The organism is Micromonospora sp. NPDC023869, assembly GCF_055559695.1.
Genome location: NZ_JBVHKD010000010.1, coordinates 75,294 through 89,950, shown reverse-complemented (window position 1 = coordinate 89,950; position 14,657 = coordinate 75,294). Strand labels below are relative to the sequence as shown.

Genomic DNA, 14,657 nt, shown 5'->3' with positions numbered 1-14,657 from the left:
ACCTTCCGTGCTATCGGTGGTGGTACTGCTACAGCCGGGTGTGGTCGCCGGGTCGCCTGAGGGACGGTCAGAGCGGCAGGCGGTCGGCACCGGCGAGCGGGCCGACGACGAGGGGCACCAGCGGTGCCGGGAGGACCGGACCGTGCCGCAGCGTCGGCGTCCAGCCGGCGTCGGGCGACAGGTCCGGGTCGTGCGCGGCGTTGTACGCGGCCACCAGGTCCACCGGGCGGGGTAGCTTGCCGGCCGCCTTCACCCAGTTGCCCCGGGTGGTGATCGCGGAGCCGCTCCAGTCGTAGAGCAGGTCGGCGGCGGTGATGCCGGCGCCGAGCGTGAAGTGGTTGTTCTCCGCGTGCACGGCGGACTGCACGCCGACTCCGATGGCGTACTCGAAACCGTCGCCGGCCAGCCGGTACTGGTTGTTGTAGAGGTCGACCTGCCCGAAGCGGACCCGGGGCAGCCGCTGGAGACCCTCGTCGAACAGGTTGTGGTGCAGGGTGACGTTGAGCCGGCCGACGTCCGGGCCGACGGTGTTGGACGAGCCGATCAGCATCAACTTGTCCCGCCCGTCGAACCGGTTCCAGGAGGCGGTGACCAGGCTGGCCGTGTGGGTGATGTCCAACGCGCCGTCGTGAACCTGGTAGGGCCGTCCGAAGTGGATCGGCTGGCCGCTGTCGGGATTGTCGCCGTCGGTGAACGTGTTGTGGTCGATCCAGACGTTCTCGCTGCGGCGGACCGAGACCAGGTCGTACTGGGAGTTCCAGTTGCCCGTCTCGCCGTCGGTGGGGGACCAGGCGGGGAAGCAGTCCCGGGCGTCGTCGAAGGTGATGTTGCGGACGATGACGTTGGGCGCCCGGTCGATCATCAGGGTGAGGCCGGTGAGCCGTGCCCCGCGCAGCCCGACGATTGTGGTGTTCGGGCCGACGTTGATCTGGGTCTGCCGGGTCTGGTTGGTCACCGACCGGACCCGGGCCTCCTCCACCGGCCCGCTCGGCGCGACCCGACCCCATACCGCCGGGTCGTACGCGGCCAGGTACGCCTCCAGCGAGTACCCGGGGTCGGCCAGGTCGGTGCAGTCGAGCAGCCGTCCGTCGACGTCCTCGAACCCGTCGATCTCGCCCTTGACGTAAATGATCTTCGGGGTGGTGTTGGTCGCGTTGGTGGCGTTGTTCCCGCCGAGCGCGGCGACCAGGTCCTGGCGACTGTCGACCACGTGGACCTGGTCGGCGGTGGCGGTGGAGCCACCGGTGGTGCCCGGCCCGGCCGCCGCCCAGCCGTCGTTCGTCGGCAGCGCCTGTCGGCCGATCTGCCGGGCCAGTGCGGACAGGGTGTCCGCGCCGCCCGTCGGGCCGGGGTGTGCCGCCGCCGGGGTGGGCGCGGCGGTCAGGGTGAGAATGATCAATGCCGCACCGGCGGCAATTCTGCGCATCAGCTCGTCCCGTTCCCTCGTCGTTGTTTCTCTATGTGACGAAGGTTACGGTTGTGTTTTTATTGGGGTCAATATTAATGATGTGCAGTTTTGTTGCAGAAAATGCTTTCGGCCGACATCGTCCCGACCTGTCCCGGTCGGGAAACCGCTGGTCATCGCAGAGTGCTTGGTCCTGATCGGACCGGCGATGTTGCAGTGGCGTTGCGGTGTCCTCCTATTTTGCTCCGGTCGGATCGGTCCGCCATGGAGCGACCGCCCACGGCACACCCAGCTCGGTCGGCAATGCGCCGCTCTCGGCGGCCCGACGCAGCACGTCGTTGACGCCGGGAATGACTCGCACCCGCTGCGGCCCGTCACCGACCGTCTCCACCCAGCCGCCGCCGAGCAACGTCGGCTCGGGCGCCGCCTGGAGCGCGGTCAGCACCGCGGTGAACGGGGCGGTCCGGGCCAGCGGCGCGATCAACGGCACCCGGGGATCGGCCCGGTGGTCGAGCAGGTTCTCCAACAGGCCCCGCCGCCCGGGCACCTCGCGTGCCTGCGCCTCACCGGGCAGCAGCAGGCGGTCGGTCGGGTATTCCAGCACGGCCCGTCCGGCGTCCCCGGTCACGATCACCTCGCCAGGGACGAAGTCCTCCCCGGCCAGCGTCACCGCGGCCACGATCGGCGGGCCGTGCCGCAGGCGTACCCGCACCACGGCGGTGTCGTCGACCTCGATCGGCCGGACCCGGTAGCGCTCGACCTCGACGGCGGCGGGCTCCACCGGCCCGCCGGTGACCGCCTCGGCCACCGCCAGGCACTGCATCACCGCGTGCGCCAGCGGGTTGGCCAGCGCGCCGTCGAGCACCGGTCGTCCGTCCAGCGTCCGTCGACCGGCCCACGGGGAGCGGGCGTAGTACGCGTCCGGACGCTGCCAGGCGGCGACGGTGGCGATGCCGGTGACCGTACCCACTCGGCCGGCGCTCACCGCGTCGGTCAGCGCGGTCAGCGCGACCGACCCGAGCGCCTGGAAGCCGACCTGTGCCACCCGGCCGGTGCTGGCCAGCGCACCGGCCAACTCCTCGTGTTCGGCGGTGCAGAGCACCGGCGGCTTCTCCAGCAGCAGGTCGGCCCCGGCGGTCAGCGCGTCCCGGGCGATCGGCAGGTGGGTGTGCGGCGGAGTGCAGATCACCACCACGTCCGGCCCGACGGCGGAGAGCATGGCGCGGTGGTCGGTGAAGACCCGGGCGTTGGGGGGTACCGGCGCGGCCGGCTCGTCCTCCAGCGGCCGGGTGTCCACCAGCGCGACCAGCCGCAGTCGTCCGGCCTCGTGCAGCGGGCCGAGCACCCGCCGGTGCCAGCGCCCGTGCCCGTTCGCCCCGATCAGCGCGACGCGTGGCACGGCCGCCGGCACGGCTGTCGGCACCGCTGTCGGCACGTCGGGCGTCGCGGCTGTCGGCGCGGCGGGTGCCGGGGTGTTAGCAGGGGACCCCTGCTCTACCGCAGGCGTTAAGAAGGTGCCCTTCCTTTCACTCATGCGGCGCCGGCCAGGGTGGCGGGGACGCCGTGGCGGTGCAGGTCGGTCAGCCAGGCGGTGACGTCGGCGCGGACCTGCGCGTCGGCGGCCACCTCGGGCGGGACGACCTCGTCGAGGGCGAGGACCGCGTCGACGGCCCCGGCCGGGGTCTGCGGCGCGGCGGCCAGGGCGGTGCGGATGCGCTCCGCCAGCGGGTCGTCCAGCGGCAGCGCGCGACCGTCGTCGGCGGTGCCCTGGGCGAACCGGATCCAGGCGGCCACGACCAACGCCGCCCATCGGGCGGAGCGGCCGGACGCGCGCAGGTCGGCGATGGTGTGCAGGATCCGCTGCGGCAGCTTCTGCGAGCCGTCCATCGCCACCTGGAGGGTGCGGTGCCGGATGGCCGGGTTGCCGAAGCGGGCCAGCACCTGCTCGCCGTACTCGACCACGTCGACGCCGTCGGGCGGGGTGAAGCTGGCCGCCACGTCCTCGGCGATCAGCCGCCGCAGCACCGTCGTCAGGTGCGGCAGCGCGAGCGCGTCGGCGATCGTCTCGCACCCGGCGAGCGCACCGAGGTACGCGGCGGCCGAGTGCACGCCGTTGAGCCCGCGCAGCTTCAGCCGCTCCCACGGGCCGGCGTCGTCGCAGAGCACCGCACCGGCGCGGTCCCAGGCGGGCCGCCCGCCGGGGAAGTCGTCCTCGATCACCCACTGGGTGTACGGCTCGGCCGCCACCGCCGCCAGGTCCTCGACACCGAGCGCCCGGCGGGCCGCGTCCAGGGTCTGCGCGGTGCTGGCCGGCACGATCCGGTCGACCATGGTGCCGGGGAAGCCGACCTGGTCCTGGACCCAGTCCAGCGCGGTCTGCCCGGCGCCCGCGTACACCAGGGCCTGGGTGACCAGGCCGCGCAGCCGGCGGCCGTTGGCGGGCAGGTTGTCGCAGCTGACCAGCGCGATCGGTCCGGCGTCGGAGGCGGCCCGGGCCAGCAGGCCGCGCACCAGCAGCCCCGGCACGGTGGCCGGTGGCCGGTCGCTGGTCAGGTCGGCGACCAACTCGGGATCGGGGCGCAGCGTCCCGGCCGCCGGGTCCAGTTGGTACGCCTTCTCGGTCACCGTCAGCGTCACCACCCGGATCGCCGGGTCGGCCAGCAACGCCACGATCGCGCCCGGGTCGGCGGCGGCCAGCCGGACGTCGGCCAGCGCCCCGATCACCCGGGTGTGCTCGTCGGCCGCGGAGAGCGTGCTCACGCTGAACAGGTTGTCCTGCGCGGTCAGTGTCCGCACCAGGTCGGCGTTGCGCGGCGCGACACCGACGATGCCCCAGTCGCCGCCGGCCGCCGCGAGCGCCTGCTCGGTGTAGACGGCCTGGTGGGCGCGGTGGAACGCGCCGAGCCCGAGGTGCACCACGCCGGCCGCCACGGTGCCCGGGCGGATCAGCGGACGGGACTGCGCCGGCAGCCGGCGCAGGGCGCCCAGGTCCAGCCGGGACGCGCCCACGGTCACCGCCACGTCGGGCCGTCCGGGAAGCGGAAGGTGGCGATCGACTCGGGACGCATGGTGGCGCTGTAGCCCGGTTCGGTCGGCAGCAGGTACCGCCCGTCGCGGGTGCGTACCGGGTCGACGAAGTGTTCGTGCAGGTGGTCCACGTACTCCACCATCCGCCCCTCCAGACTGGTGCCCACCCGCAGGTAGTCGAAGATCGCCAGGTGCTGGACGTACTCGCAGAGTCCGACGCCGCCCGCGTGCGGGCAGATCGGTACGCCGAACTTCGCGGCGAGCAGGATCTCGGCGAGCACCTCGTTGACCCCGGCCACCCGGCAGGCGTCGATCTGCATGACGCCGATCGCCTCGGCCTGCAACAACTGCTTGAAGATGACCTTGTTGGCGGCCACCTCGCCGGTGGCGACCCGGCACCGGCCGCCGGTCAGCTCGGTCATCGCGCGGGCGATGCGGGCGTGCCCCAGGACGTCGTCGGCGTGCGTCGGCTCCTCGATCCAGTACGGGTCGACCTCGGCCAGCGCCGTCATGTTGGTGATCGCCTCGTCGACGTCCCACACCTGGTTGGCGTCCATCATCAGCAGCGCGTCCGGGCCGATCTCGGCCCGGATGATCCGGGCCCGCCGCAGGTCGTCGGAGGGCGGGCCGCCGACCTTCATCTTCATCGCCCGCCACCCCTGCGCGTACGCGTCGCGGGTCAGCGCCCGGACCTTGTCGTCGGGGTAGCCCAGCCAGCCCACCGACGTGGTGTACGAGGGGAAGCCGTCCCGCTCCAGCAGGGCCAGCCGGTCGGCGAGCCCGTCGCGTCCCTTGTCCAGGATGGCGGCGGCGTCGTCCGGGGTGAGCGCGTCGGTGATGTGCCGGAAGTCGACGTTGGCCACCAGCTCCTCGGTGGACAGCTCGGCCAGGTAGCGCCACATCGGCTTGCCGGCGAGCTTGGCGCGCAGGTCCCACACCGCGTTGACCAGCGCGCCGGTGGCCATGTGGATGACCCCCTTCTCCGGGCCGAGCCAGCGCAACTGCACGTCGGCGACGAGCGAGCGCCAGAACGCCACCGGTTCGGCGGTGATCTCCTCCATCGTGCGTCCCCGCACGTGGTGGGCGAGGGCCTGCACGGCGGCGCAGGTGATCTCGTTGCCGCGCCCGTTGGTGAAGGTGAACCCGGCGCCGGTCGGACCGTCGTCGGTGTGCAGCTCCACGTAGGTGGCCGAGTAGTCGCCCCGGTTGATCGCGTCGGAGCCGTCGCCGCTGGCGGCGGTCGGGAACCGCACGTCGTGCACGGTGACGTCGGTGATGGTGGTCATGCTTGCTTCTCCCCGAACTTGAAGACCTGCTTCGGCAGCCGGTACGCCAGGTCGACGATGGTCTCGGCGGCCTCGTCCATCGGCAGTCGGTGCTCGGCGACCAGCCGGGCCAGGAAACCGGCGTCGACGCGGCGGGCCACGTCGTGGCGGACCGGGATGGAACAGAACGCGCGGGTGTCGTCGACGAACCCGGCGGTGTTGTAGAAGCCGGCGGTCTCGGTGACCGTCTCGCGGAACCGGCGCAGCACCTCGGGGGAGTCCAGGAACCACCAGGGCGCGCCGAGCACCAGGGCGGCGTACCCGCCGGCCAGCGGTGCCAGTTCCCGGGTGAAGGTGTCCTCGTCCAGCGTGTAGAGCACCACCCGCAGCCGGGGGTCGTTGCCGTACGCGTCCAGCAGCGGGGCGAGCGCGTGCACGAACTCGGTGGCCTGTGGGACGTCGCCACCCACGTCGCGTCCGTGCCGGGCGTGCAGCCACCGGTTGTGGTTGCGCACCGCCCCCGGGTGCAACTGCATGACCAGCCCGTCGTCCAGCGACATCCGGGCGAACTCCAGCAGCATGTGGGCCTGGAACGCCTCGGTGTCGCCCGGCTCGGCCCGGCCCCGGCGGGCCCGGTCGAACAGCGCCGCCGCGTCCGCGCCGAGGTCCAGCGTGCGGGCGGTGAGGTGCCCGTGGTCCGACGAGGTGGCACCGGCGGCGATGAACGCCTCCCGGCGGGCGCGCAGCGCGGCCAGGTAACCCTGGTACGTGCCGGTGTCCTCACCGGTGATCTCGCCGAGCCGGTCGACGTTGGCCGACCAGTCCTCGAACTCCAGGTCCACCACGTTGTCCGGCCGGAAGGTGGTGACCACCCGACCGCCCGGGCCGCCCCACCCGTCGGCGGCGAGCTTGGCGTGCCGGCTCAGGTCGTCCAGGGGCGACTCGGTGGTGGCGAGCACCTCGATGTTGAACCGCTCGAACAGCGCCCGGGGCCGGAAGTCCGGCTCGGCCAGGCGGGCGGCGAGTGCGTCGTACACCTCGTCGGCGGTCTGCGGCGACAGCCGGGCGTCCAGGCCGAAGACCTCGGTGAGGGTCTGCTCCAGCCAGAGCCGGGACGGGGTGCCCCGGAACAGGTGCCAGTGCTCGGCGAAGCGCCGCCAGATCCGCCGCCCGTCGGTCTCCACCGGGCTGCCGTCGCGGGTGGGCACGCCCAGTTCGGCCGGGAGCACCCCCTGGCTGAACAGCATCCGGGTCAGGTAGTGGTCGGGCACGATGAGCAACCGGGACGGGTCGGGGAACGGCTCATCGTCGGCGAGCAGCCCCGGGTCGACGTGCCCGTGCGGCGAGATGACGGGCAGCCGCGCCACCAGCGCGTACAGCTCCCGGGCCAGGGCGCGTTGGCCGGGCTCGGCGGGTAACAGCAGGTCGGGACGGGTCGAGGTGGGCACGGAATTCGGCTCCTGGGGTCGAGGTCAGTCGAGGGTGAGCAGGTCGGCGACCCGCACGGGGGCACCGGTGTCGAAGGACCGGTTGGCGGCCAGGCCGGTGAGCAGGGCCAGCGCGCCGTCGCGGGCGCTCGCCGCGCGGTCCAACGGATCGGGTACGCCGCCGAAGAGCACCTGGGTCATCCGGGCGTCCGCCCCGCCGTGGCCGTGCCGGGTGTACCCGTCGACCTCGATGCGCTGGGGTGGGGACCAGAACGGGCGCAGGGTCAACGTGGCCTGACCGCCCTCGGCGGCGGCCTCGGTGCCGTGCAGGGCGGCGCCCTTGAGCGCACCGGCGGCGGCCGGGCTGACGAACTCGCTCTCGGTGACCTCCAGCTCCAGCCGGCCCCGGCTGCCGTTGACCATCACCCGGTAGCCCTCCCACGGCGCGTACGCGGTGAGGTGGTAGGTCATCGTCGCGCCGCTGGAGTAGGTGGCCAGCACCGCCATGTCGTCCTCGATGGTCACGCCGGGGGCGAAGACGTTGCGGTCACGGTGGTAGCCGTCGGAGGCCTCGGCGTCGAGGTACAGCTCGCGCAGCCGGGGGTGCTCGGCCAGGCGCAGGGCGAACGGGTCGTCGGCGGCGGCAGGGGCGGCGTGCGCCCGGTCGTAGTCGCGGGCGTAGCCGTGCCGGCGGCCGTCGTCGCCGTAGAAGAACAGCCGGCCGGCCGCGTACACCTGCACCGGAGTGGCGTCCAGCCACCAGTTGACCAGGTCGAAGTGGTGGCTGGCCTTGTGCACCATCAGCCCGCCGGAGCTGGCCTTGTCGCGGTGCCAGCGCCGGAAGTAGTCGGCGCCGTGGCGCACGTCGAGCAGCCACTCGAAGTGCACCGAGCCGATCTCGCCGACCGCGCCCTCGGCGAGCATCCGCCGCATCTGTTCGTGCAAGGGGTTGTAGCGGTAGTTGAACGCCACCGTCACCCGCCGGCCGGTGCGGCGTACCGCGTCGAGGATGCGTTGGCAGCGGGGCGCGTCGGTGGTCATCGGTTTCTCGGTGACCACGTCGCAGCCGGCGTCCAGCGCGGCCACCACGTACTCGTCGTGGGTGACGTCGACCGAGGTCACCAGGACCACGTCGACCCGTTCCTTGGCCAGCATGGTGGCGAAGTCGTCGGCGTGGTAGGTCGGCAGCCGAGCGTGGCCCAGCTCGCCGAGCCACCGGTTGTGGGCGTCCATCCGGGCCTGGTTGACGTCGGCGAACGCGACCAGTTCGGCGGTGTCCGCGTGGTCGCGGACCAGGGCCCGGACGAACATCTCGGCGCGGGCGCCGGTGCCGACCACGGCGTACCGGGCGCGCTTGCCGGGTTGCGGTGACACAGACCGATCCTCCTCGATCTTTGTGCAAACCTTTGCAGTGAAGTAACCACGATCGATCGGTCAGAGTCAACGAGCGGCCGAGAATCGGCGTCTTTTGACCGCATTCGTGGGGCTTAGAGCGCATGGCGGGAGCGCGGCCGAAACAGAGCTGTAATCATGCGCCGTTGACAGTGGAGCAACCGTTTGCATTAATTGGCGGCACCGTGACCGCCGACACATCGATGAAGGGGGCCTGAGTGCCAGTCACCATCCGGGACGTCGCACGGGCCTCCGGCGTGCACATCTCCACCGTCTCCCGCACCTTCTCCGCACCACATCTGGTCAACCCGGAGACCCGGGTACGGGTGCTGGCCTGCGCCGAGGACCTGGGCTACCGGCCCAACCGCGCCGCCCGGGCCCTCATCACCGGCCGGACGCACAACATCGGCCTGATCATCGCCGACATCGCCAACCCGTTCTTCCCACCGCTGATCAAGGCGGCGGAGAGCCAGGCCCGTCACCGCGACTACCACGTCTTCGTCGCCGACACGAACGAGGACGCCGCCGCGGAGGAGGAACTGGTGCACGCCCTGGCCAAGCAGGTCGACGGGGTGCTGCTGTGCAGCCCACGGATGAGCAACAGCCTGATCGAGCAGCTCAGCCGCGAGGTGCCGCTGGTCGTGGTCAACCGCCAACTGGCCGGGCTGCCCTGCGTCCTGATGGACGTCGGGCAGGGCGCGCGTACCGCCATCGAGCATCTCGCCGGCCTGGGCCACCGGCAGATCGCCCTGCTCGGGGGGCCGCGCGGCTCATGGACCAGCCGGGAGATCCGACGCGCCGCCAGCGCGGCGGCCCGGACCGCCGGCGCGGACCTGACCGTGCTCGGCCCCAACCCGCCCACCGAACACGGCGGCCTCGCCCAGGCGGAGCAGGTCCGCCGGGCCGGCGTCACCGCCGTGCTCGCCTACAACGACCTGATCGCGATCGGGCTCCTGGAGGGGCTCGACGCACTCGGGGTCGGGGTGCCGCAGGAGGTCAGTGTCGTCGGGGTCGACGACATCAGCCTGAGCCGACTCACCCGCCCCAAGCTGACGACGGTGGCCACGCCGACCGCGGCCGCCGGCCGGACGGCCGTCGACATGTTGCTGCAACAGGACACCGATCTCCCGCGCACCGGGCGGGGCGGCGGTGCCGGGGCGACAGTCGGCGTCCGTCGTACCACCGCACAGGTAATGCTCCAGACCGAGTTGGTCATCCGCGACTCCACCGCGCCGGGACCATACGCCGGCCGGGAACGTCCCGGCGCCGCTGCCGTAGGCCCGGGCCCGCATCGCCGTGCGGACCCGGGCAACCCGATCGTGGCCGCCGGTGACGTCGTCGCCTCCTAACGCCAAGGAGTGAGCGCACATGCACCCCGCAACGCACCCCACCGCGAACGCGTCCGACGGGCGCACCTACCGTACCCCTCTGCTCCGCCGCCGCTTGCTGCGCGGCATGCTCGCCGCGGTCGTGGCCCTGCCGCTGGTCGGCGCGGCCGCCGCCTGCGGCGGTGACGACGCCGGCTCCGACGGCAAGGTCAAGCTCTCCATCTTCTGGTGGGGCGGCGAGGCCCGGGCCGATCTCACCAACCAGGCCCTCGACCTTTACACCAAGAAGAACCCGGACGTCACGTTCGAGAAGGTCTGGCAGGCCAACCAGGGCTACTTCGACAAGCTGGCCACGCTGACCGCCGGTGGCAACCCACCGGACATCTTCCAGATCGATGACAACTTCCTCGCCGAGTACGCCGCCCGCAACGCGACCCTGGACCTGAAGAAGTACGCGGACTCCGGCGACCTGGACACCAGCAAGTTCCCGCCCAGCCTGCTCCAGTACGGCGAGGTTGACGGCAAGCTCGCCGGCCTGGCCGCCGGGGAGAACACCCAGGGTCTGGTCTACAACAAGACGCTGCTGACCAAGAACGGGCTGCCCGAGCCGACCACCGGGATGAGCTGGGAGGAGCACATCGCCTGGGCCGAGCAGGTCAGCAAGAAGGCCGGTGTGCCCGGCACCCAGGACCCCAGCGCCGACTACAAGGCGTTCTGGGTCTGGCTGCGCCAGCAGGGCAAGGACCTCTACTCCGGCACCGAACTGGGCTTCACGGCCGAGGACGTGACCAAGTGGTTCGAGCTGTGGAAGGGCGCGCGGGACCGGGGCGCCACGCCCACCGCCGACATCATCCACGAGGGCAACGCCACCGACATCACCAAGCAGCTCGTGGTGACCGGCAAGTCGGGCACCTCCTGGGTCTGGGTCAACCAGATGCCGGAGCTGAAGAAGAACACCTCCGACGAGCTGGGCGTCGTCGCGTACCCGGGTGACCCGAGCGCGCAGTGGGCCCGCGCCTCGATGTACTGGTCGGTCTTCCGCGGCAGCAAGAACGCCGACGTCGCGGTGGACGTGATCAACTTCCTGGCCAACGACCCGGAGGTGGTCAAGCTGCTCGGCACCGACCGGGGCCTGCCCTCCAACATGGACCTGCGTCGGGTGGTCAGCGACGACACCACCGACCCGGCGATGAAGCAGTCCATCGAGGTCGAGAACAAGCTGGCCGAGACGTTCGGTGAGGCGCCGCAGGTGCCGATCAAGGGCCACAGCAAACTCCGCGCCGAACTGACCAAGGCCGCCGAGAACGCCCAGTACGGGCGGGCCACCCCCGCCGAGGCCGCGGCGCAGTTCGTCGAGGCCAGCAAGGCAGCGATCGCATCCTGACCCGCCGCGCTACCCCGGAGAGGAGCAGTTCGTGGCTCTGACCACGGCGCCCGACCCGACCCGCCGCGGTAGCGGTTCCGTCCGGCCCGACGCCACCCGGCGTCGGGCCGGACGGAACCGGCACGCGGAAGGTCTGGCCGGTTACGTCTTCCTGTCGCCCTGGCTCATCGGTCTGATGGCCATCACGGCGATGCCCATGCTGTTGTCGCTCTACCTCAGCTTCACCAACTACGACATCCTCACCCCCTGGTCGGAGGTGGAGTGGGTCGGGCTGGCCAACTATGAACGGATGTTCACCAGCGATCCGTCATGGTGGCACTCGGTCCGGGTCACGCTCAGCTTCGCCCTGATCGCCGTACCGCTGAAACTGGCCGCGGCGCTCGGGGTGGCGCTGCTGCTCAACCGGGCTTGGCGCGGGGTCGGGCTGTTCCGGGGTCTGTTCTACCTGCCGTCGCTGCTCGGCGGCAGCGTGGCGCTGGCCATCGTCTGGGTGAACATGTTCAACCGGGAGGGGGCGTTCAACTCCTTCCTGGCGCTGTTCGGCATCGAGGGCAAGCCCTGGGTCAACGACCCGGACTGGGCCCTGGAGACCCTGATGGTGCTGGCCATCTGGCAGTTCGGCGCACCGATGGTGATCTTCCTGGCCGGGCTCAAGCAGGTGCCGACCGAGCTGTACGAGGCCGCGTCGGTGGACGGCGCCGGCAAGTTCCGGAAGTTCGTCAACGTGACGCTGCCGATGCTCTCCCCGGTGATCTTCTTCAACCTGGTGCTGGAGACCATCAACGGTTTCCAGGGCTTCACCGCCGCGTTCGTGCTCAGCAACGGCACCGGCGGGCCGGTCGACTCGACCCTGATGTACACGCTGAACCTCTACATCACCGGCTTCACCGACCTCGAGATGGGCTACGCCTCCGCGATGGCCTGGGTGTTCCTGATCGCCATCGCCCTGATCACGGTCGTCTTCTTCAGCACCGGCCGGTTCTGGGTGCACTACTCCGACGGGGAGGACCGCTGATGGTGGCGAGCACCGTGGCGCCCCCCGTGGCGACCCGCCCGCAACGCCCACGCAGCCGCTCCTGGCTGCGACTGATCGTGCTGCTGGCCATCGTCGCGGTGGTGCTCTACCCGCTGATCTGGATGATCGGCACGTCGTTCAAGTCGCAGCAGGAGATCGTCAACAACATCGGGCTGCTGCCGGAGAGGTTCACCCCGGGCAACTACACCAACGGGTGGAGCAACTTCGACGTCAGCTTCGGCCGGTTCTTCTTCAACAGCGCCATGGTCAGCCTGCTGACCGTGGTCGGCAACGCGGTGAGCTGCCTGCTGGCCGCGTACGCCTTCGCCCGGCTGAAGTTCCGGCTGCGGGGGGTGTGGTTCGCCGTCATGATCGGCACCCTGCTGCTGCCGGGGCACGTGCTGATCGTGCCGCAGTACATCCTGTTCCGCAGCCTCGGGCTGGTCGGCGGCGACTGGCCGTACCTCCCACTGCTGATCCCGCAGTTCCTGGCCACCGAGGCGTTCTTCGTCTTCCTGATGGTGCAGTTCATGCGGAGCATCCCGCGTGAACTGGACGAGGCCGCCCGGATCGACGGCGCCAACGCGTACGGCATCTTCCGGTACGTCATCCTGCCGCTGAGCCGGCCCGCGCTGGTCACCACCGCGATCTTCTCGTTCATCTGGACCTGGAACGACTTCTTCCGGCAACTGGTCTTCCTGTCCAGCCTGAGCGACTACACGGTGCCGGTGGCGCTGACCCTGTTCATCGACTCCACCAGCCAGAGCGCGGTGGGACCGATGTTCGCCATGTCGGTGCTGTCCCTGCTGCCGGTCTTCGTGTTCTTCGTGGCCTTCCAACGGATGCTCGTCGAGGGGATCAACACCAGTGGACTCAAGGGCTGACGACGGCCACGACCGGCGCCCGCCGCGCCGCGACTGGCGGGACACCGTCCGCGACGCCGCCGACCTGGCGCTGGTCGGCATCCTGACGGTGCTCGCCTCGGTGCCGGTGGTGACCGCCGGGGCCGCGGTCGGCACCGCCAGCGCGGCCGTGCACGACTGGCTGGCCACCGGCAGTTGGCCGACGGCCCGGCAGACGTTCTCCCGGTTCGTCCGGGGACTGCTGCCGGGCCTGCCGGTGGCGCTGCTCGGGCTCGTAGCCATCGGCCTGCTCGCCGCCGACCTGGTGGCGCTGGCCACCGGTCGGGTGCCCGGCGGGGCGCTGGCGTTGAGCGTCACCACCGTCGTCGCGGCGGGCCTGCTCGGCTACGCCGCCGCGGTCGTGGTCGAGGTGGGCTCCACCGGCGGCACCGGCTGGCGGTCGGCCGCCAGCCGGGCCGCCCGGGCCTGCCTCGACCACCCTGCGCACTGGGCCGCGCTGGCCGGCACCACCGTGGTCGCCGCGCTGCTCGGCGTGCTGGTCACCCCGGTCGCGGTGCCGATCCTCGCCGGGTACGTGCTGGCCGCGGTGCACGCCGTGGCCCGCCGCCGGCCGGTCGCCGAGGCGGAGCTGTCGTGACCGCCGCCGACCCGGTCGCCGGTACGCCCGCCACCGACGGCGATCCGCACCTGATGGTCGCCGGCACACCGGTCGCCCGGTACGTGCTCGCGCCCGACCTCGACGCCGAGCACGGACCTCGGCCCTACCTGCACCCGGTACGCACGCTGGCCGGCGTGCCGGTGACCGACGCGCTCCCGGCCGACCACGTCTGGCACCTCGGCGCCTCGCTGGCCGTGCAGGACGTCGACGGCACCAACCTCTGGGGCGGACGCACCTACGTCCGCGACGTCGGCTACACCTGGCGCGCCGACCACGGCCGGATCGCGCACGCCGGATGGGAGGACCGCTCACCCGACCGGCTCGACCACCGCCTGCACTGGTGCGATCCGTCCGGCGCGGTGCTGCTCACCGAACGGCGCACCCTGACCGCCTCGGCGCTGTCTGACCACCCGGGCTCGACGCCCGGAGCGGGCCGCGACGGTGCCTGGCTGCTGGAGGTGACCAGCACCCTCACCGCTCCCGCCGACCGGCACGTGACGCTCGGTAGCCCGGCCACCAACGGCCGCCCCGGCGGGGCCGGCTACGGCGGCTTCTTCTGGCGGGCCGTGGCGGACGGGCCACCCGAGGTGTTCACCGCCGAGCGGGACGGTGAGGAGACGGTCAACGGCTGCGACGAGCCGTGGGTGGCGATGCGGGCACGGGCGCCGGGCGGGCCGGCGTACACCCTGGTGTTCAGCGGTCTCGGGCCGGGCGACCGGTGGTTCGTGCGGACCACCATGTACCCGGGGGTCTGCGTGGCGTTCGCGTTCGAGGAGCCCACGACGATCCCGGCCGGCACCAGCCGGCACGGCCGCTATCGGGTCGTCGTCGCCGACGGGACGGTGGACCGCGCCACCGCCGCCGCGCTGATCGGCGCTGCGCCCTAGGGGCAC

12 protein-coding genes are annotated in these 14,657 nt (G+C 71.8%); 6 read left to right on the top strand and 6 right to left on the bottom strand.

What is annotated here, in order from left to right; all coding sequences use genetic code 11:
* Positions 1 to 67: 67 nt before the first annotated feature.
* The 6 genes from ACZ31C_RS24695 to ACZ31C_RS24670 form a co-directional block, all read right to left on the bottom strand.
* A complete protein-coding gene (locus ACZ31C_RS24695) occupies positions 68 to 1,426 on the bottom strand; it encodes a pectate lyase family protein (RefSeq protein WP_465797277.1) in 1,359 nt (452 codons plus the stop codon).
* Positions 1,427 to 1,640: 214 nt separating this feature from the next.
* On the bottom strand, positions 1,641 to 2,828 hold the full coding sequence (locus ACZ31C_RS24690) for a Gfo/Idh/MocA family protein (protein ID WP_465797276.1): 1,188 nt from the start codon (positions 2,826 to 2,828) through the stop codon (positions 1,641 to 1,643).
* A gap of 107 nt (positions 2,829 to 2,935) precedes the next feature.
* Positions 2,936 to 4,426, bottom strand: coding sequence for a mannitol dehydrogenase family protein (locus ACZ31C_RS24685; protein WP_465797275.1), 1,491 nt, complete (start codon positions 4,424 to 4,426; stop codon positions 2,936 to 2,938).
* Entirely contained in the window at positions 4,417 to 5,718 is a 1,302-nt protein-coding gene (locus ACZ31C_RS24680) for an enolase C-terminal domain-like protein (RefSeq protein WP_465797274.1), read from the bottom strand. The genes ACZ31C_RS24685 and ACZ31C_RS24680 overlap by 10 nt, the downstream gene beginning before the upstream one ends.
* Positions 5,715 to 7,145, bottom strand: a complete 1,431-nt coding sequence (gene uxaC, locus ACZ31C_RS24675) for a glucuronate isomerase (RefSeq protein WP_465797273.1) — start codon at positions 7,143 to 7,145, stop codon at positions 5,715 to 5,717. Before uxaC ends, ACZ31C_RS24680 begins: the two co-directional genes overlap by 4 nt.
* Before the next feature lie 24 nt (positions 7,146 to 7,169).
* Positions 7,170 to 8,498 (bottom strand): Gfo/Idh/MocA family protein, encoded by a 1,329-nt coding sequence (locus ACZ31C_RS24670; protein ID WP_465797272.1) that lies wholly within the window; start codon positions 8,496 to 8,498, stop codon positions 7,170 to 7,172.
* Between the two features lie 236 nt (positions 8,499 to 8,734).
* Between ACZ31C_RS24670 and ACZ31C_RS24665 the strand changes: the two genes are divergently transcribed.
* Genes ACZ31C_RS24665 through ACZ31C_RS24640 form a run of 6 tightly spaced genes read left to right on the top strand, consistent with a single transcriptional unit; the run spans position 8,735 to position 14,651 of the window.
* Positions 8,735 to 9,865, top strand: a complete 1,131-nt coding sequence (locus ACZ31C_RS24665; protein WP_396750149.1) for a LacI family DNA-binding transcriptional regulator — start codon at positions 8,735 to 8,737, stop codon at positions 9,863 to 9,865.
* Positions 9,866 to 9,884: 19 nt separating this feature from the next.
* Entirely contained in the window at positions 9,885 to 11,228 is a 1,344-nt protein-coding gene (locus ACZ31C_RS24660) for an ABC transporter substrate-binding protein (RefSeq protein WP_465797271.1), read from the top strand.
* 31 nt (positions 11,229 to 11,259) lie between these two features.
* Positions 11,260 to 12,243 (top strand): carbohydrate ABC transporter permease, encoded by a 984-nt coding sequence (locus tag ACZ31C_RS24655; protein WP_465797270.1) that lies wholly within the window; start codon positions 11,260 to 11,262, stop codon positions 12,241 to 12,243.
* A complete protein-coding gene (locus ACZ31C_RS24650; protein WP_465797269.1) occupies positions 12,243 to 13,127 on the top strand; it encodes a carbohydrate ABC transporter permease in 885 nt (294 codons plus the stop codon). The genes ACZ31C_RS24655 and ACZ31C_RS24650 overlap by 1 nt, the downstream gene beginning before the upstream one ends.
* Positions 13,111 to 13,743, top strand: a complete 633-nt coding sequence (locus ACZ31C_RS24645) for a hypothetical protein (RefSeq protein ID WP_465797268.1) — start codon at positions 13,111 to 13,113, stop codon at positions 13,741 to 13,743. Before ACZ31C_RS24650 ends, ACZ31C_RS24645 begins: the two co-directional genes overlap by 17 nt.
* The gene (locus ACZ31C_RS24640) at positions 13,740 to 14,651 is read left to right on the top strand and encodes a DUF6807 domain-containing protein (protein ID WP_465797267.1); all 912 of its coding nucleotides are present in this window, start codon (positions 13,740 to 13,742) and stop codon (positions 14,649 to 14,651) included. The genes ACZ31C_RS24645 and ACZ31C_RS24640 overlap by 4 nt, the downstream gene beginning before the upstream one ends.
* The last annotated feature ends 6 nt before the right edge of the window (positions 14,652 to 14,657 follow it).

Coding starts and splice junctions, on each gene's coding strand:
- ACZ31C_RS24695 (WP_465797277.1), bottom strand. CDS start 1,426: ATGCGCAGAATTGCCGCCGGTGCGGCATTGATCATTCTCACCCTGACC.
- ACZ31C_RS24660 (WP_465797271.1), top strand. CDS start 9,885: ATGCACCCCGCAACGCACCCCACCGCGAACGCGTCCGACGGGCGCACC.
- ACZ31C_RS24680 (WP_465797274.1), bottom strand. CDS start 5,718: ATGACCACCATCACCGACGTCACCGTGCACGACGTGCGGTTCCCGACC.
- ACZ31C_RS24650 (WP_465797269.1), top strand. CDS start 12,243: ATGGTGGCGAGCACCGTGGCGCCCCCCGTGGCGACCCGCCCGCAACGC.